The following is a 20,137-nucleotide window of genomic DNA, read 5'->3' on the forward strand; positions in this document are numbered from 1 at the left end:
TTTTTTAAAAGAAATGGTAAAAAATTCAATAAACATCTATAAATATATTATTTTTAACAGCTTGAGGAAATACCAAATAATTACCTTAATAATAACTATAACCTATCAAAACAAGAATTAAAAAATCGTAATTCATGAAATTTTAATTTTTAAATCTTAAAAAAATTTAATAATTAAGAAAATGATAAATAAAAAAATATCACATATAAATAACATGTAGTATCAAAAATAACAAAACTTGATACATAATAATGGATTTACAAAAAAATAATTAAAAAAGACTTGCTTAAATATTTAATAATTTTTAATTAAAATTCATTAAATATTAACCAATTAATAGAATTAAATGATATGTTTTGGGTATTTATTTTTTTAAAAGAAAATTACAATTAAAACGTTCTGGAAAATCATAAAACCTTTATAATTTTTCAAACGCTCTATTTATATGCTACATTGTTATTATAAATTCCAACCTTATAATTACATATTTTGTATTTAATTCTAATCGGAATAATTAATTATGAGTATTAAAATTTACCATTTAAAATTTTTATTTTTTTTGTAAAGTTTTTAATTTAATTTTGAAAATTATTTTTTCTTTTTAATATAAAAATAAAAAATTCATATTAAACTTGATACATTTTAAATTATTTCTTTTATACAAGTTTTTATTAACAGATAATTAATTGATAAATCAAAAGGAAATACAGTTTCATTATGTTTTTTAAAAAAACAATTTATCAATTAATTCTAAATAATAAGAATTTTACATAATCTGCACTATTTAGATAACAAAAAAACTAAACTGTTGATTTTTTAATAAACAATTTAGCTTTTTTATTTTATAAAATGAATCTAGTTTTATTTTTTTACTTTTTAGTAGTCTAATTTTTCTGAAACAAAATATCTTTTTTAATGTAATATATCATTTATTTCAAAAAAATTTAATAATTATTATATTTATCATTCTCTTAAAACATTTTCGATTATTTGATTCCATTTTAAAATTTTTAAATTCTATTTTTTTGATAAATATTAAACATATTTATATTACTAATAGTAATTTTTTTAACTATTAAAATTTATCATCAATATAATTTTTTTCTATAAATATTCTATTATATGATATAAAAATTATTATTTAAATATATTATTATAGTTTAATTATTTATTAATTTCTTAATATTACAGATTATATTTTTTTTAAAAAATAAATTATTAAATTAATAATTTTTTTATATATTAATTATTATTCATTAAATTTAATTAGTAAATAATCTCAATTGTGCACATAATTGTATTTGACCTTGATCTGTTAAGCCCTGTTTTTGTGAGTCCCAAAGTCCATCTGCTTCCATTTGCTCCTGACTAATTTTAAATTGAAGTTGTAATTTTATTGTGTTACTTTTTTTATATTGTTGTTCAAAATCATTAAACTTATTCAAGTCGCTTTTTAATTCTTGTGTACTAATCAATGATTTACCCGGAGTAACTGATGGAGCTTCGAATAAGATTGCTTCTTTAGCATTATTAAGAGATTCCCAAGATGCTGCGTCATTTGGATCTGCTGAATCATTTGTTTTCTTAAAAAGTTGTATTGATTTATTTTCCGGTGTGTTATGCAATTGGAAGTATGGAGTTATTGGTTGTTGTTGTGAATCAGCATTTTGTTTAATAAAATGATTAGTTATATCTCCTACAGTAACTTTTAATTCTTGTTTAGCACGAATCTTATCATTTAATTTTATTTCATACCTTTTTGTTACTATCCCATTATTTTGAAGTCGAGGATAGTTCTCAACTATTGCAAAAGTGTTATCAGTTACTGCATCGAATATATTCTTTCCTGTTGTTTCCCATCCAATTACAACCTCTTCGTTATCTAAATCTGTACAAATAAAATAATTTTCTACTTCTGTTTTGTTTGGAACATTGATAAGAGGTCTTTCTGTTATTTTAAATTTAATGTCAACCATTCGCTCATAATGTTTAATTATTGCACCAGAAACAGATATAATTATTAACAAAGGCAAAATCATTAATAATATAATAATGACTTGCTGAATAATTTTTTTATTATTTTTAACCATTTTATACTTCTTTCTTTTTTTATTTTTTTAAATTATTTTGTTTTGTTTTGTGCTTGCCAATTTCTTTGATCGATTATTTCTTGCTTTTTGTTATTAAAAACATTTTGTAAATCTTCTTTAATAATTGCTTTTGATGTTGATGGATTTTGATTATATCTTTTAATTGCTGTAATAATTGATATTCTTATAAATGTTTCCATATCACGAAATGTTTGTAATTCAGGAAATTCTTCAATTTCTGGTGCTAATTGATCAATTAAATATCGAATTGCGCCTTCGGATATTAAATTATCGTTTTTTAATTTTTTAACAAGAACGTGATCAAAATACTTTTTTCGACCTTCTAAATCTAAAGGTTTTACTTCTATTTTATAATCAAAACGAGATAAAATAGCATCGTCTATATCTTCTAAATGATTTGTTGTTCCAATCCAAAAAACTTGTTTTTGATGATTTTGATTTTCAATAGAAGTAAAAGAATTTTTAAATTTTGTAACAATATTTTTAGTAGATTGGTTTTCAGCTTTTTTTAAACTACCCCAAGTATTTTCACATTCATCAATACAAACAATAATTCCTCTGTCCATATTTGATGTTTTTTTAAATAAGGCATTAACCATTTTAATACCCTCTTTAGTATTATATTTTTGAAAATTAGTTCCATCAATTTCCATATAGTGAAAATTGGTTGTTTTCGCAAGAGCTCTTTCAAGTGTTGTTTTTCCTGTACCCGGAACTCCATGAAAAATAACTCCATTTGGAAGCTTTTGTTTAAATTCTTTTAAAGCAATAGAATAAGACATGCAAGTTCGTAAATCACTTAAAGCTTCTTTTTCTTGTTTTAAACCTATTAATTCTTCTAAACCCATTAATTTTTGATATTGAGGAGTACCAACCTTATATATAAATTTATCTAGTTCTGTTTCATATTCTGTTAAATCTTCATTAATATTTTCTCCTCCAAGTTGTGTTACAATTCTTGCTATTTGAGTCTTCAAGTTGTCATTTGTTGCATGTTGTAATGACTTTGAATTGTTAAAATATTGTTCAGAATATTCTTTTAAATGTTTTTCTATCTCTTCTAATGTATCATCATCTAATTTTATGGTTTTAGTTGGTAGTAGTGTTTTAGATTTTTTTTTTGTATCAAAATCTAAAAATCCTAATGTTTTTAATACATAAAACAAGGCACAAAAAGCAATAATAATTAATAATAAAAACAAAACAATGTTATATATGTTAATTTTTGATTTTTTTTTCAAGAAAAAACCACTCCTTATGAATTATTATTTAACATTTTTTTATTTGAATAAGAATTGATTATTATGAATTTGTTAATGATTTTTCATCAAAAATTTTATCAAGAAAATTTTTAAATTCCTTTTGTTTTGACTCTGGCGACTTTGAAGGATCTTTCAAAATTTTTCTTATGTCTTCATATTTTAATAATGGTTTTATTTCTTTTTTTATTTCTATTGTATTAAAATGATATACTTCTTCTTGTTCATTATATTGATTTGTTAATGTACCTATAAATTTATTATTAATATTATTTGCATCTTCAGGTTTTAATTCGGGAATCTTAGTAATTTGGTGTTTTTTTTGTAACGAAGATGAAAAATTATCATAATTTATGTAAACATCATGCGGAAACGTAATTGATTTAAAACATTTCAAGTCACTAGCCCAATTAATATGACCTTTTATTAAAAATTTAAATGGGTTTTTTTTTATATCCTTTACATCAATTAATAATCTAGGTAATAATGACTTCAAGTCGTCTTTAACACCATTTTCAAAAACATATGAATAAGGTGGTTTAGGAGGCGGTGTATAATCTCCTTTTGCATTTGTTATCTTAACATTATTATATTCGTTAACTTTGTCATTAATGTTGTTGTTATCTTTATTTTCTTTATTTTCTTTATTTTCGAAAAATAAAAATTGCATTATTTTTCTCAATGTTTGGTCGGTAACGGAATCATTGACTGGTGCGTCTGATTTTAGAAGTTCTTCAAAAAATGATACATTTTTGTCGTTTAATATTGTTGACATTTCTTGAAACAATTCTTTAGAATCATACGGATGACCGTGTTTAAAAATTTTTATATAAACTCCTTCGCGAGAAGGTTGTCGATAACCTTTACGAAAGCAAATTTCTTCCCATAATTTTTGATACATTGTTGTATAATACGAAGAATACGAATCAGGAATTTTATCAATTTTAAATTCCAATGGGATAACTTTGTTATAATTTGTTGCATTATCATTTATCGAATTGCTCGAAAAAATAGGTACTGATTGTAATAATAACAAAGAAAATAAAAAAAAATAAATAAATATATATTTTATTTTTTTAATTTTATTCATATAATAACTCTTTATTTCATGAATGATTTTTATATTAAAATAATTAATTTTTTTCATAACCCAAAATTTTAATTTTATTAAAAAAAATAAGCAAAAAAATAGAGACAATAAAAGTTAAAGAAATAGTTATAATTATTAAAATATATTGATTTGTTTTTTCTTTTATTTGGAGTTGTTTTTTAATTTTTTTTAATTTTTTTTTATTTTTGGCTAATTTTTTTTCAATTAAAGACGTAGGATGTTGCTCTTCTGTATTAGAATGTTTGGTTGGTTCAGTTATTTTTTTTTGTTTATCATTTTTAGATTCATTTTGAGTTTGATTATTGATATTTTTTAAAGATAATTTTTTTTGATCTATTGCTTGTTGCAGAACATCAATTTTTTCTTGTTGTTTATTAAATCTTTTGTCTATAGCTTCTATTTGTTTTTCTAATGATTTTTTTTCGTTTTCTAGTTCGTTTATATCTTTGTAAAGTGCTGTTTTTTTATCTTGTAATGTTGCATTTCCGACTGTTTCTAATATTTGATCAATTTTTTCAATTGCTTTTATAAAAAAAATGGGATTTTTTTTTATAAAAGTATTAACAGGCGGCATTTTATGTAAAAGATATAAATTAAAAAAAGAAAATAAAAAAATATGAAATAAAATCAATATACCTTTAACTATTTTAAAGATTTTAAATGTAAAAGAATTATTATTTTTTTTGTTTTTTTTTCTTTTAGGTTTTTTTTTGGTTACTTGTGATGGTAAAAATTTTTTAATTTCAAATTTATACTTACCTTCTTTCTTTATAAAAAATATTAATCTAATAAGATTTTTTAATAATATCTAAAGATAGAATTTTTCTTGAAATTTAAGTTATTTGAATTATTTTTTTGTGATTTTTAATAATCTTAAACTTATCAATTACAAAGATGATAAAATAAAAAAGTAAATAAAAAAAAAGAACTTATATTATGTTAAAAAAAGATTTTTTCATTAAATTAATTACTTAATGACCAAAAGAATAAAAAATAAAATATTTACAACAATAATAATTATTTTTATATCTACATGTTAACATAAAAAAAATAAATTACAAACGAAACACTAAATATTAAAAATATTAAAAACGATTATACTATTTTTTTTAAAAAAAAATAGTATAATGTTAATTAAAAAAAGAAAAAATAAAATTGTTTAAAATGTTTTAAAATGTTCTAAAAATTGCTTAAAATAAATAAAATAAAATTTCTTTTTTTTATATATTATAAAAATGTTTTTTTATAAATAAATAAAAAAATAATAAGAGAAGGGTAATATCAATGTATAAAATCAATATGATAAACAACGAAAATTTTTATAATTGTAAATTAAGTGATGTTCAATTAACTTTAATTATTATTATAAGTATTTTTACTGTCGGTTTTGGATGGTTTGTATTTTATCCTTTATTTAAGACAGCCGCTTTTTATCGTGATATAAATTCACAAATTCAAATCCAAGAACAAATTTTACAAGAAATAAATGATTTACAAAATCAAATTAAAAAAATAGAAGAAAATATTTATTTTCTAGAAAGAAAGGATAAAATATGATTGATGTAAATATAAAAAGCAAGAAAAATATTTTTTCATTAGGTCCTATACAAATAATTATTTTATGTTTATTTATAATATTTTTGTTTAATACTTTATATAATTATTATTTTGCGGCAACACCAATTGCAACATCAAGCAAAATCACAACAGGATTCATTATAGTATTCATGATTTATTTTTGGGAAACCACTTATAATGGTAATTTAATATTCAAAGAAAATAAAAATTTAATTATACAATTAGTAAATCAAACAGAAAAATTACAAAATGATGTCAAAGATTTAAAACAAAAAGAAAATTTATTATTAATAACCAAAAACAGAAAATAATAACAAAAACTGAACTATTTATTTTTTTTTATAAATAGTTCAGTTTTTTTATTTAATTATATTTATTTATTAATAATAAATTTAAATGTTTTAAACAATTATTTTTTTATAATAAATGCTGTTTAAAATGATAATATAGATAAATTTTATAATTTAATTTTTAATTATAAATTCGCAAGCATATTATTATTTAAATAAAAAATATTAAATTTTTGATAAATTAATAATTTTTCTATATATCAATACATTATCAAAAAACAAAAAATTTATCAATCAATTACGACATATATATAATTCTAAAACTAATAGTATAAATAACAAACATAATGGGTCCCACAATTCTAGTTGCAATCATAGAAAATGGCAATAAATCTTCTCTATGACTTACAGACATTACTCCAACATTGCCGGTACCACCAATACTATATCCAGAAATTCCAGATACCAAGGATGCTTCGAATTCGTAAAAACCAAATATTTTAGCAAGCATAAATGTTATAAAAATACTGATTAATAAAGCAAAAACAACCATAAATAACATTTTATAATCCGTTACACATTCTAATAATTTTTGAAAATTAGTTGTCAGTCCTAAGCCGGCTAAAACAGGAATAGTAAAAATCGTACTCATTAATTTACCGGTTTGTTCAACACAAAGTTGATTTTTAATAGATATTAAATTAAATATTTTAACCATCAATAAAATAATAATAACATAAACCATCGCATCTAATTGTAAAATTACGATTTCGCTACTAATTAATAGATCAATAATAACTCCCAAAGAATAAAAACCCAGAATAATAAATAATCCTGTACCTATATTTTTATATTCTAAAGAGGGAATTGATTTTAAATTATTGTTTATAGAAAATGTATTTTTAGTTAAATTCCCTTTACCACTAAATTTAGTTTTATCAAATAAAAGATACAAAGCTCCAGCAAACATAATACTTAAAATTCGAGCTAAAAGTAGGGGTGGCAATAAATAACTTCTTATTTCACTTGCTGTTGTTAAAGGAAAAGCTTCTTTGAAAATTCCATTTGAAAAACCATTAATGCCTAAATTTGTACCTCCATTTGTTAAAGGAAGACAAATATAAAAAATAGAATCTAATAAAGAATTTTTAGAATGTTGGGCAAATATACTAGGACATTGATAATTCAGCAAAAAACCTACAAAAGATGTTAAAATAATAGAAGAAAAAATAACAATTAATGTCAAAGGAATAAATTTCAAAAGAGATTTTTTTAATAATTCTCTATTAACACTTAAAATACTACCTGAAATTACAATAGTTATAAAAAACTGAGCAAAATTAATACCAACATTAGGCAATCCATCAACTAATCGATCATTAGTTACTTTATTAAAAAAAAGTTTATCAAAAAAATTAGCCACTTGTCTAGGTATAAAACCTTTATGTACTAAAAACGATGGTACTATAATGCAAAGTAAAAAACTTAAACCTAATTTATTTAAAACTGGAACATTTTTTCCAATAAAATTTAAAGAAAATCCTATTGCCATGCAAATAAATAAAGGAGTTAACAAAGGATGCCATAATTTAAATATTAAATTAGGTTTTTTATAAATATAAAAAACATTAATAATCATTGTAATAATAAAAAATATAAACATAAAAATATTAATACCCCAAATTTTTATGTTTTTCTTTTCATGCATATTATAAAAACCACCTTAAAAAAATAAATTTTAATTTTGATAATACACTATTATAATAACAAATTATTTTTTAAAAATATTTAATTTTTTATTAATTTTAAAATTATTTAATTCTTATTATTGAATATTGAATTTAAAATATTGTAAACCATAAAAATGGAAATAGTAAATAATATAATAAAATACTTCCTCTAATATTATGAATTTTATAAAATTATTATCAATAATTAGGAAGCCAAAATTTGATCAAGTTTTTAGATAACATTTAAAAAAAAATAAAATTAAATCCAGTTATAAAATTAAGATATATGAAAAAAATAAGCAATTTAGCTTTTGATTATCTAAATTACTTATTTTATAAAAATTTTTATAAAAATCAGAAAATTATTTTTATAGATTTCCTTTAGTTTTTAAATTACATTAATTTTTTAATATAAATATTAATCAAAATCAATTATTAAAATAATGAAAAAAAGCTATCTCTCCTAAAATAGGATTAATAACTTTCTTAATAATTATTTTTTAAAAATTACTAAAACATTAGTAATCTAGACATAATATTATATCTATAATATATATCAAAACTAAAAATTAAAAAGTTTTTGAACATTTTGAGTAGTTTGTTTTGATACTTCTTGTAAAGATATGTTTCTTAATTTTGCAATCTCTTCAGCAATTATTTTAATATTTGCTGGTTCATTTCTTTGTTGATTTAAAGGACTCGGTGTTAAATACGGACAATCTGTTTCTAAAATAATTTTTTCTAAAGGAATTGATTTTGCAATTTCATGAGCAATTTTAGATTGTTTATAAGTAACAACACCTCCAATTCCAATATAAAAACCTAATTCTAAAGCTTTTTTTGTTTCTTTCAAATTAGACACTAAACAATGAAAAACTCCTGTAATTTTTTCTTTATATGGAAGTAACATTTCGTAAACTTCTAAAAAAGCATCTCGAGCATGCAAAACCAAAGGTAATTTATATTTTAATGCTAATTCAATATGAATTTTAAAAATATTTTGTTGTTCTAATAAATTATCTCGTCTATAATGCAAATCTAAACCAGTTTCGCCTATAGCTATAACTTGAGGATGTTTTAAATATTTTTCTAATTTATTAGGATCTTCATTTTGATAATAACAGGGGTGAATGCCTATAGTTGCTTTAACATTATCAAATTTTTCAGCTATTTTAATTGATTTTTGATTACTTTTTTCATCCATACCAACAACAATAATTTTTTTAACATCATTATTGAAAGCTCTTAAAATTACAGTTTCTAAATCATTATCATAATCTGATTGATTTAAATGAGCATGAGTGTCTATTAACATTTTATTTTATAACCTTTTTTTTAATTTAATTTTTTTGATAAATTTTTAAAAAAATAAATATTTTCATATTATTTCAAAGTTAATAAACAAAAATATTAATCTTATTTGCAATTAGTATAATATTTTATTATTTTATTTTTATTTAAAATTATTTTTTTATAAATTTAATTTTATTTTTTAAAATACTAATATTAAATAAAAATTATCAATCATAAAAAAATATAATATATTTTTACATATGTATAGGTTTATCTATAGCTCCTAAATAAGTTTCAAATATTAATTCAGATAAAGTTGGATGAGGGTGAATAGCATTAGCCAATTCATAAGCAGTTCCCTCTAACTCCATAGCAACAGAAATTTCACTAATTAACTCAGTTGCATTATAAGCATAAATATGCATACCTATAATTTCTAAATTTTGTTTGCCAACTATCAATTTAGCAAAACCTTCTGTTTCTCCATCAGCTAAAGATTTACCTATAGCAGTTAAGGGTAATTTAGATATCTTATAATCCATACCTTTTAGTTTAGCTTCTTGTTCTGTTAATCCAATTGTAGCAATTTCTGGAAAAGAATAAACACAAGAAGGAATACGATCATAATTTATTCCATTTGCATTTTCTTCTTTACCTAAAGCATGATTTACTGCAATTATACCTTCATGACTAGCTACATGTGCTAACATATATCTACCATTAACATCTCCAACAGCGTAAACATCAGGCAAAGAAGTTCTTAAAAAATTATCAGTTACTATAGAATTTTTTTCAATATTTAAATTAAGTTTTTCTAAACCTGATAAATTTGGTTTAAAGCCTGTAGCTATTAAAATAGTATCAGCTATTAATTCTTTATTTTGATTATTATATGAATAAAAAATTTTATTATCTTTTATGCGCATTACTTCTACATTATTTAAAACATCTATACCATCATTTTTTATTTTTTTATAACAACCTTCAATAATATCTTTATCCATATTATTTAGAATATTAGATTGTCTTTCCAAAATAATAATTTCAGAACCAAAAGCGTTAAAAATAGTAGCAAATTCAATGGCAATTACTCCACCGCCGATAATAACTATTTTTTTAGGTAAATCTTCTAATTCTAACAATTCTTTACTAGTTTTAACAATACCCTTTTCATAAGATTCTTGAAGACCTTCAATTGGAGGTATAAAAGTACTAGCTCCAGTAGAAATAATTAATTTTCGAGTATTAATTACCAAATCATTTCCAATTTTAACTGTTTTAGATGTCAAAGCTTCAGCAAAACCATAATATAAATCAACTTTATTTTTTTTTAATAAAAACTCTACACCATTATTTAATTTTTGAACAACTTTATTTTTTCGTAATAAAATATCTTTCCAATTAAAACTTATATCACCTTGAATTTTTAATCCATAATAAGAAGATTTTTTTATTTCTTTAAAAACTTTAGCACTTTTAAAATAAGTTTTAGTAGGTATGCATCCATAATTAAGACAAACACCACCAATTTTATGTTTCTCTACTAATGCTACTTTTGCTCCCAATTGGCTAGCTTTTATAGCAGCTACATAACCACCAGGACCACCACCAATAACTACAATATCATAATTTTTCATAACTAAACATCCTTTTTAAAATAAAAAAATTAAGAAAGATTATTTAAAATTTCTTGAAATCTTTTTAAAAATCTTCCTCCGTCTGCTCCATCAATAATTCTATGATCAATAGTTAAAGATAAAGGTAACATATTAGCAATAATTATCTCTTCTTGTTCAACTATTGGTTTTTTAATTATTGTACCAATGCCTAAAATTGCTGTTTCTGGATAATTTATAATAGGAGTTCCATAAATTAAACCAAGAGCTCCAAAATTGGTAATTGTAAAAGTACCATTTTTTAATTTTTCTATAGAAACTTTTCTTTCTCTTGTTTCTTTTGCTATTATTTCTAGTTCTTTTGCTAATTCTAAAATATTCATTTTATCAGCATTTTTAATATTAGGAACTATTAAACCATCTTCAGTATCAACAGCAATTCCTAAATTAATATTTTTCTTAATAATAATTTCATCTTTAACTTCATTAAAACTAGAATTAAAAATTGGAAATTCTTTTAAAACAATAACAATCGCCTTCATAATAAAAGCCATGTAAGTTAATTTAATATTTTTAGAATCTGCTTCAAATTTTAATTTTTTCCTAAATGCTATCAAATTATCAATATTAATTTCATTTAATAAAGTAGTAGGAACAATAGCATTTTTTGAAATTTTCATTTGTTCTGAAATAGCTTTTCTTAAACGAGAAATTTTAATAACTTCACTATCAAAACTACTAAAATCAAGATTATTTAATGATTGTTGTTCTTTTATATTTTGTTTTTGTATTGTTGAAGTTGAATTTTTTAAATTTTCATTTTGATATCTTTCGACATCTTCTTTCAAGATTTTGCCATTAATCCCACTACCATTAACATTATTTAAATCTATTCCTAACTTCTTAGCCATAGAACGTACTAAAGGAGTGGTTAGAATTTTTTTTTCACTTAAATTAATTTCATTTAAAACATGGTTATCATTAAATGTTTCTATAATTTGAGAAGAATTTTCTAAATCTCCGACTACTCCTGCATCATCTTCTTTATCTGCTTTTTTTAATTCAGTTTCATGAATTTCATCACCTATTATAGCTACCATATCACCAACATGGATCATTTCACCTTCTTTAACTCCTAATTTAGTAATAACACCATTTATTGGAGCTGGTAAATCTGCATTTACTTTATCTGTTTCTACTGTAACTAAAATATCGCCTTCTTTAACTTTATCACCGATTTGAAAATATACTTTTAAAACAGTTCCTTCATCAATGCCTTCACCAACATCAGCGAATTTTAATTCAAACATATTTTTATTTTATCTCCTTGATTTATTTTTAATTTTTTAAACTTCGTAAAAAACTTTTTTAATTGCTTCAACAATACGGCCAGGAGTTAAAAATTGATGTTTTTCACCTCTAGCTAAAGGAAAAATAATATCATGTCCTGTAACTCTAGATGGAGCAGTTTGTAAATATTCAAAAGCTTTTTCATTGACTAAAGTAATTAATTCACCTGCTGGACCATAAGTTTTACAAGCTTCATGTGCTACTAAAAATCTACCAGTTTTTTTAACTGATTGAATAATAGTTTCTCGATCGATTGGATTGATAGTTCGTAAATCAATTAATTCTACAGAAATATTTTCTTGTTCCAATAATTTAATAGCTGATTCTACTTCTCTTATTATAGAACCCCAAGCCACAACAGTAATATCATTACCTGATTTTACTATTTTAGCTTTACCAATAGGTATTTCATAATATTCTTCAGGAACTTCTTGTTTACCTGAACGATAAATTTTTTTTGGTTCAAAGTAAATTACAGGATCAGGATCTTTAACCGCGGCTAATAGTAAACCTTTAGCATCATAAGGAGTTGAAGGAAATACTATTTTTAATCCTGGAATAGAACCATAAATAGTTTCTAAAGATTCAGAATGATGTTCTAATGCTTTAATACCGCCGCCAACAGGTATTCTTAAAACCATAGGAACAGTTCTACTTCCGCGTGTACGATTTCTCATTCTAGCGGCATGAGAAAATAAATCTTGTAAACCAATATAAGAAAAACCATCAAATTGTATTTCTGCAATAGGGATTAAACCATTAATAGACATACCTATAGAACTTCCAACAATAGAAGATTCAGATATTGGTGTATCAAAAACACGTTCTTTACCATATTTATCTTGTAATCCGGCAGTTACTCTAAAAACACCGCCAAGTTTAGCTACATCTTGTCCAAAAACAACTGTTTTAGGATTATTTTTCAAACAAATATCTAAAGCATTATTAATAGATTGTAATAAATTCATTAAAGCCATTATTTTTTATCTCCTCTTGATAAGAAAGATACATATTCTTCATATTGTTCTTTTAATTGTGGTGTCATTTCTGCATAAGTATTTTCAAAAACTTCAATAGGTTCTACTTTGTCGCCATCAATAGAAATTTCTTGGTGTATTTTTGTTACATAATCATTTGTTTCATCTGCTATTTTTTTAATATCTTTTTCTTCTAAAACTTTTTTCCATAATAAATATTTTTCAAAACGTAAAATTGGATCTTTTTTACTCCACGCTAATTCTTCTTCTTTAGTACGATATAATGAAGTATTATCGTTAGTTGTGTGTGCTCCCATACGATAAGTATAAAATTCAATCAAAGAAGAACCTTCACCTTTTCTAGCATTATCAACAGCTTCTTTAACCGCTGAATAAACAGCTAAAACATCATTACCATCGATTTGAATACCTGGAATCCCAAAAGCATAACATTTTTGAGCTAAAGTTGCCGCATTTGAAGCAATTTTTCTTGGTGTTGAAATAGCATATTGATTATTTTGAATTAAAACTACCAAAGGTGCTTTAAAAGTAGAAGCATAATTTAATCCTGCAAAAAACTCTTCATGAGATGTTCCTCCATCACCAATAGTAGCAACAACAACTTCATCTTTTTTTTGTATTTTACTTGCTAAAGCAAGACCAGCCCCTATATTAATACCAGAACCAATAATAATATTTACTGGTAGAATACGAGTTTCCGGTTCCATTTTTGAACCTTTTTCATTTCCGTACCAATATAAATAAATATTTTTTAATGGAACACCTTTATATAAATAAAAACCTATATCACGAAAATAAGGAGAAACCCAATCTTGTTTTTCTAAAGCGGCAGCTGCAGCAACCTGACAAGCTTCTTGGCCAATATTTAAAACATAAGTTAACATTCTTCCTTGTCTTTGATATTGAAAAGCTTTAATATCTGCAATTCTTTCTAATATCATTGTTTTATATATTTTCAGCAATATTTCTTTAGGTATTTTAGGTTCTAACTCTGGTTTAATTAAATTACCTTGTTCATCTAAAATTTGTAATCTTTTTTCTTTTAAAGGATCATATTCCTTAAATAACATTTAAAATTCCTCAACTTTTTTAAAATTTAATCTTTAATTATGTAAAAAAATTTTAAAATTAAAAATTATAATAAATATTTTTAATTTTATTTATTTTAATTTATTTAGTATTTTCCTCCTAAGAAGTTATTATTTTAAAAAAAATAAATATACTTTTTTTATTCATATTTATTGATTATAATGATAATTTAATAATACCAAAAATATACTTTTAAAATAAAAATAATAATTATTATTTTACTTTTATTTTTAAATTTGTCAAAAACAACAATTATTTTATTTTCTTATAATATTTTTATATCATAATTAAATAAATTTAATCTCAATACTAATTTTAATATTATTTATAGATCAATAAAATAAAAAAATCAAATAATGTTTCCTAATGATATATTATCAATATTGTTTATTCAATATAAAATTATTACATTATTAAGTAAATTTATTATTTTGTAAGCTCATAATAATCATAACATGTTAACGTTGAAAAATTATATAAAAAAATAAAAAAATTATATTTATTAAATTAAATATTTTATTTTTTAACTAATTATTTAAATTTCTATTTTTTATTAATTGTAACTTGAATTATTTAATAATCATAATTTATAAATATTTTTTTATTTTTTTATATAATTAAAAATAAAATGAGAAAATTAAAACATGTATATATTAAAATTCATTTAATATCAAAACAAAATTAATCAAAAATTTTAATAATTTTTAAAACATTACATTATTACATTATTTTGTGATGAATTTATTAATCACGATAAATTTTAATTTAATATAATCAAATGTTTAAAAAATAAATGAAATGAGTTAAATTTATATGATCAAATTAAAAAATATTTCAAAAACCTTTTATATTAAAAAAAAACCTTTTAAAATACTAAAAAAAATTAATCTAGAAGTTGAAAAAAACGAAATTTTTGGATTAGTGGGAAATACAGGATGTGGAAAAACTACTTTATTAAGAATTATGAGTGGTTTTATCCAGCCGGATGAAAATAATATTATAAGAAAATTTGATCGTTTAGAAAGTGCAATGATTTTTCAAAATTTTAATCTTTTAAATAATTTAAATGTTTTCGAGAATGCTGCTTTACCTTTAAAATTAAGAAATTTTCCTAAACAAAAAATTGTTTCTAGAATAAATGATTTATTAGAATATGTTAAATTAACAAAATTAAAAAATGCTTATCCTAATCAAATTTCTGGCGGTCAAAAACAAAAAATATCTATAATTAGAGCTTTAGCAATACATCCGAAAATTATTTTTTGCGACGAACCTACTTCCAGTTTGGATAATTATGCTAGTTATGAAATTTTAAAATTGATTAAAGAAATTAATAATAATTTTAAAACTACTATTATTTTAGTTTCACACAATATTTCTGTTATTAAAAATTTATGTCATAGAGTTGCTATTTTAGAAAAAGGAAAGATAACTAAAGAAATAAATTTAAGAAATAAATTTAAAGATTTAAAATTTATTTCTTATGAAAAAGCTTTAGAATAATTTTTAAAGCAAAAAAACTTATAAAATGATAAATAAAAATTTATTAAAAATATATTAAATTAATTTTAAAATTTGAAATTAATTTAAATAAAAATAAAAATTTAATTAATTCAATAAATAAAGAATATTATTTGTTAAATGTCAAAAAAATTAATTATATAAACAACAGTTTATATTTCTTCAATTTATTTGTTAAAAATTTTAATATTAAAAAACATAAATTAAAAAAATTATATCTGTTTAAAAAAAATTTATTTTTTTAATCAATATACGAAAGATATTAAAAATAAATAAAAAAATATTTATTGAAAATGCGTTTTAAAATAAAAAAATTTTTTCTAATTTATGATCTAAAAAAGCTTTATAATAATTGTGGAATGTTGTTTTAAAAAATTTGAAATAAAACCTAATCGAAAATCCAAAAAAATTTTTAAAAATTAAAAATAATAATTAAAATAAATTTTAAAAATTGTTCTTAAATTTAAATTTTTAATATATAATTTTGTATAAAGTTATCGGAGCACAACACAATAATAATTCTATGAAAATTAAAAAATATTTATATCAATGATGAAGCATTATTACAATAGCATCTTATAATTTATTTTTAAAAAATAAGAAATTAATGTATACTTATTTTAATTAAAAGAATGATTTTTTTTATATTTTTATTTTAACTCAATTTTATTTTTAGGAGACTTATTTATTATGATAGTTTTTTTAAAAGATTTATTTAATAATCCATTATTGTATGAAAATAAAAAAATTTTTTTAAAAGGTTGGATTAGAAATTGTCGTTTTCAAAAAAAATTATTTTTTATTGATTTTAATGATGGAACATTTATCAATGATTTGCAAATTGTTTGTAAAAAAGATAAAAATTTTTTTCTTGAAAAAATTAAAAAAAAATTACAAATAGGAGCATCTATAGAAATTGAAGGTTTTTTAGTTAAAAATTTTAAAATCAATGATATTTTTGAATTAGAAGCGGAAAAAATCAATATTTTAGGTTCTAGTTCTTTTGAATATTTAATTCAACCTAAAAATCACTCAAAAGCTTTTTTAAGAAAAATTCCTCATTTAAGATTAAGAACTAAAATTTTTGGATCTGTTTTTCGTATTAGAAGTGCTGTTTTTTTAGCTATACATGAATTTTTCAAAAATGAAGATTTTTTATTAACCAACACCCCCATTATTACTGTTAATGATGGTGAAGGAGCAGGTGATTTATTTCAAATAACTACTTTGAATTTAGAAAAATTAGTTTTAACAAAAGATAAGAAAATTGATTATCTTAAAGATTTTTTCGGTAGAAAAACTTTTTTAAGTGTAACAGGCCAATTAGAATTAGAAGCTTTAGCAACATCTTTCAATAAAGTTTATAGTTTGGGTCCTATTTTTAGAGCTGATAACTCCAATACTATTAAACATGTTGCAGAATTTTGGATGTTAGAAGTGGAAATGGCTTTCTCTAATTTAGAAAAAAATATGGAAATTATCGAAAGAATGTTAAAAAAAGTAGTTAAATCTTGTCTATTAACAAATCAAAATGATTTAAAATTTTTAGATGAAAATGAATCTCCCGGTTTGATTAAAAAATTAAATGAATTTATTGGATTAAAATCATTTCCAAAAATTAAATATAAAGAAGCTATGGATATTTTAATCAAAAGCGGTGTTGATTTTGAATTTAAACCTTTTCACGGTAGTGATTTTTATACCGAACATGAAAAATATTTAACTGAAGTTCATTTTAAAAGTCCTGTTTTTATTATTGATTGGCCAAAAGAAATCAAAGCTTTTTATATGAAAATTAATCCAGATAAAAAAACAGTTGCTTGTGTAGATCTTTTAGTTCCTTTTGTTGGCGAATTGGTTGGAGGATCACAAAGAGAAGAAAATTTAGAAATTTTAAAAAATAGAATGAAAGAATTAAATATTTCTTCAGAAAATTTAGAATGGTATTTAGATTTACGTCGTTTTGGTAGTTGTGTACATTCTGGTTTTGGTTTAGGATTTGAAAGATTATTAATTTATTTAACCGGAGTCGAAAACATTAGAGATGTTATTGCTTTTCCTCTTAGCAGCAAAAGTATTAATTTTTAAATACGAAATTTAATTTTTTAATTATTAATTATTTTTTCAAAATTTAATAATTTCATCAAATTTAAAGGAAAAAATAGTAATGAGTATTATATTGAAAAAAGTTTCTAAAAATTTTATTGATTCAAAGAAAAAAATAAATTACGCCGTTGATAATATCGAAATGAATATTAAAAAAGGTAGTTTAGTAACTATTTTAGGACCTTCTGGTTGCGGAAAATCTACTACTCTTTTTATGATTGCCGGATTAACTAGTGTAAGTTCTGGAAAAATATTTTTTGATGAAAAAGATGTTACTAATTTATCACCAGAAAAAAGAGGTGTAGGGTTAGTTTTTCAAAATTATTCCTTATATCCTCACATGACAGCTCGTCAAAATATTATGTTTCCTTTAGAAAATTTAAAAAAAACCAAGGATTATATTAAACAAAAAATACAAGAAATTTCTAAATTATTAAAAATAGAGGAACAATTAGATAAGAAGCCTTCTGAACTTTCAGGTGGGCAACAACAAAGAATAGCGATTGCTAGAGCTTTAGTAAAAGAACCAGAAGTTTTATTAATGGATGAACCTTTTTCAAATTTAGATGTAAAATTTAGATTGATTATGAGAGAAGAAATAAGAAGAATTCAAAGAAAAACAGGTATTACTATTATTTTGGTTACTCACGATCAAGAAGAAGCTATGAGTATTAGTGATGAAATTTATTTAATTAATCAAGGTCAAATTCAACAAAAAGGTATTCCACAAGAAGTTTATATGCAACCTAAAAATTTATTTGTGGCCGAATTTTTAGGTATTCCAGCTATTTCTGTTTTTGATGGCGAAATCAATAATGGTCAAGTTAAAATTGGTGAAGCTGTTATTTTTAACGTTCCAGAATTAAAAAAAATTAAACAAGAAGTTTATATTGGGATTAGACCAGAAGGATATAATTTAAACTCTAAGGGTATTTTAGAAATAAGAGTTTTATATTTTGAAAATATTGGTAGAGAATTAATTTTATTAGCATTTCATAATAAATGTTTAAAACAAACTTTTCGTATAATTTTTTATAAAATTAAAAAAGAATTTTTAAATTTCAATACTAATCAAAAAAATTTTTTAAGATTTGATATAAAAAAAGAAAAATGTTTTATTTTTGATAAAAATAATGGTCAAAGGATTTTTTAATTATGTTATTTTTAAATAATAAAAAAAAATATCAACATTTTTTATATCTAACACCAGCAATATTTATTTTAACTATTTTTACTTTCTATCCTTTGATAAAAACTTTAATTATTTCTTTTAGCGTTGATTATAATAAATTTTCAGATAGTTTTAATAATTTTAATTTTGGCTTTCAAAATTATCAAAAAGTTTTTAATGATTCATATTTTCTTGAAAGTCTTAAAAATACTTTATTATTAGTTTTTATTTCTGTGCCTTTATCTATGATTATTTCTTTAGTAATTGCTTTATTTTTAAATTCTGTTTACAACAAAATATTAAAAGAATTTTTTAAAACTATTTTTTTCCTCCCTTTTTTGATGAATAAAGTTATTATGGGAATTGTTTTTTCTTTTCTTTTTTATCATAGCTATGGTTTTTTTAATAAACCTGACGGTTTGATTGATATTTTTTTAAATAAAATTTTTAAAATTGAAGGTGGTTGGCTAAATCCTTCTTCTAGTTGGGGTAGAAAATTTTTTGTTTTAATTTTTTATACTATTTGGACTAGTCTTCCTTTTAAAATTTTTATTTTTACTGTAGGTTTACAAAATATTGACAAAAATTATTATAAAGCTGCTAAAATTGATGGAGCTTCTAAATTAAAAATTTTATTTAAAATCACAATACCTTTATTATCTCCTGTTTTTTTTTATCAGTTTATTGTGTCTATTTTACAAACTTTTAAAGAATACGATTCTATTGTTGGTCTATTTGGTGAAAATAATACTTCTTCAATTCAAACTATGACATTTTATATTTATAAACAATTACAAAGCCATCATTTAGATTCTTATGCTAAAGGTTCGGCATCATCAATAATATTATTTTTTATTTCAGCAATATTTACATTAATTAGTTTTTACTGTTTTAAGAAAAAATGAAATAGGGTT

The 20,137-nt window shown here is 21.5% G+C and carries 16 protein-coding genes; 6 read left to right on the plus strand and 10 right to left on the minus strand.

Features of this window, described 5'->3' with window-relative positions:
• Window positions 1-1,262: 1,262 nt before the first annotated feature.
• The 4 genes from ATP_RS00740 to ATP_RS00755 form a co-directional block, all read right to left on the minus strand.
• Complete coding sequence (locus ATP_RS00740) at window positions 1,263-2,090, minus strand: hypothetical protein (protein WP_012504300.1); 828 nt, start codon at window positions 2,088-2,090, stop codon at window positions 1,263-1,265.
• Window positions 2,091-2,122: 32 nt separating this feature from the next.
• On the minus strand, window positions 2,123-3,352 hold the full coding sequence (locus ATP_RS00745; protein ID WP_012504301.1) for an ATP-binding protein: 1,230 nt from the start codon (window positions 3,350-3,352) through the stop codon (window positions 2,123-2,125).
• A gap of 61 nt (window positions 3,353-3,413) precedes the next feature.
• Window positions 3,414-4,460 carry a hypothetical protein gene (locus ATP_RS00750; protein ID WP_012504302.1) on the minus strand — a complete coding sequence of 349 codons (1,047 nt, stop codon included), beginning with the start codon at window positions 4,458-4,460 and terminating at the stop codon, window positions 3,414-3,416.
• Between the two features lie 43 nt (window positions 4,461-4,503).
• Complete coding sequence (locus tag ATP_RS00755; protein WP_012504303.1) at window positions 4,504-5,112, minus strand: coiled-coil domain-containing protein; 609 nt, start codon at window positions 5,110-5,112, stop codon at window positions 4,504-4,506.
• Window positions 5,113-5,765: 653 nt separating this feature from the next.
• On the opposite strand from ATP_RS00755, the gene ATP_RS00760 reads away from it, so the two are divergent.
• Both ATP_RS00760 and ATP_RS00765 read left to right on the plus strand, forming a co-directional pair.
• Entirely contained in the window at window positions 5,766-6,038 is a 273-nt protein-coding gene (locus ATP_RS00760; protein ID WP_012504304.1) for a hypothetical protein, read from the plus strand.
• Complete coding sequence (locus tag ATP_RS00765) at window positions 6,035-6,370, plus strand: hypothetical protein (RefSeq protein WP_012504305.1); 336 nt, start codon at window positions 6,035-6,037, stop codon at window positions 6,368-6,370. The genes ATP_RS00760 and ATP_RS00765 overlap by 4 nt, the downstream gene beginning before the upstream one ends.
• A 277-nt stretch (window positions 6,371-6,647) precedes the next feature.
• Here the strand turns inward: ATP_RS00765 and ATP_RS00770 are convergent, their stop codons facing one another.
• From ATP_RS00770 to pdhA, 6 genes are all read right to left on the minus strand, one after another.
• Entirely contained in the window at window positions 6,648-8,057 is a 1,410-nt protein-coding gene (locus ATP_RS00770) for a 2-hydroxycarboxylate transporter family protein (RefSeq protein WP_012504306.1), read from the minus strand.
• 584 nt (window positions 8,058-8,641) lie between these two features.
• Window positions 8,642-9,394, minus strand: a complete 753-nt coding sequence (locus tag ATP_RS00775; RefSeq protein ID WP_012504307.1) for a TatD family hydrolase — start codon at window positions 9,392-9,394, stop codon at window positions 8,642-8,644.
• Window positions 9,395-9,626: 232 nt separating this feature from the next.
• Window positions 9,627-11,009 carry a dihydrolipoyl dehydrogenase gene (gene lpdA / locus ATP_RS00780; RefSeq protein ID WP_012504308.1) on the minus strand — a complete coding sequence of 461 codons (1,383 nt, stop codon included), beginning with the start codon at window positions 11,007-11,009 and terminating at the stop codon, window positions 9,627-9,629.
• Between the two features lie 29 nt (window positions 11,010-11,038).
• On the minus strand, window positions 11,039-12,298 hold the full coding sequence (locus tag ATP_RS00785; protein WP_012504309.1) for a dihydrolipoamide acetyltransferase family protein: 1,260 nt from the start codon (window positions 12,296-12,298) through the stop codon (window positions 11,039-11,041).
• A gap of 36 nt (window positions 12,299-12,334) precedes the next feature.
• Window positions 12,335-13,315, minus strand: a complete 981-nt coding sequence (locus tag ATP_RS00790; RefSeq protein ID WP_012504310.1) for an alpha-ketoacid dehydrogenase subunit beta — start codon at window positions 13,313-13,315, stop codon at window positions 12,335-12,337.
• Complete coding sequence (gene pdhA / locus ATP_RS00795) at window positions 13,315-14,406, minus strand: pyruvate dehydrogenase (acetyl-transferring) E1 component subunit alpha (protein WP_012504311.1); 1,092 nt, start codon at window positions 14,404-14,406, stop codon at window positions 13,315-13,317. Before pdhA ends, ATP_RS00790 begins: the two co-directional genes overlap by 1 nt.
• Window positions 14,407-15,238: 832 nt before the next feature.
• Here pdhA and ATP_RS00800 point away from each other — a divergent pair.
• The 4 genes from ATP_RS00800 to ATP_RS00815 all read left to right on the plus strand — a co-directional run bounded on the left by ATP_RS00800 (window position 15,239) and on the right by ATP_RS00815 (window position 20,128).
• Window positions 15,239-15,928, plus strand: coding sequence for an ATP-binding cassette domain-containing protein (locus ATP_RS00800; RefSeq protein ID WP_012504312.1), 690 nt, complete (start codon window positions 15,239-15,241; stop codon window positions 15,926-15,928).
• Window positions 15,929-16,636: 708 nt separating this feature from the next.
• Window positions 16,637-18,034: an asparagine--tRNA ligase gene (asnS, locus tag ATP_RS00805; RefSeq protein ID WP_012504313.1), complete on the plus strand. Its 1,398-nt coding sequence runs from the start codon at window positions 16,637-16,639 to the stop codon at window positions 18,032-18,034.
• Between the two features lie 79 nt (window positions 18,035-18,113).
• Complete coding sequence (locus ATP_RS00810) at window positions 18,114-19,205, plus strand: ABC transporter ATP-binding protein (protein ID WP_012504314.1); 1,092 nt, start codon at window positions 18,114-18,116, stop codon at window positions 19,203-19,205.
• Window positions 19,206-19,207: 2 nt separating this feature from the next.
• On the plus strand, window positions 19,208-20,128 hold the full coding sequence (locus ATP_RS00815; protein WP_012504315.1) for a carbohydrate ABC transporter permease: 921 nt from the start codon (window positions 19,208-19,210) through the stop codon (window positions 20,126-20,128).
• The last annotated feature ends 9 nt before the right edge of the window (window positions 20,129-20,137 follow it).

This window comes from Candidatus Phytoplasma mali, from assembly GCF_000026205.1.
In the GTDB taxonomy this organism is placed as follows: Bacteria; Bacillota_I; Bacilli_A; order Acholeplasmatales; family Acholeplasmataceae; genus Phytoplasma; species Phytoplasma mali.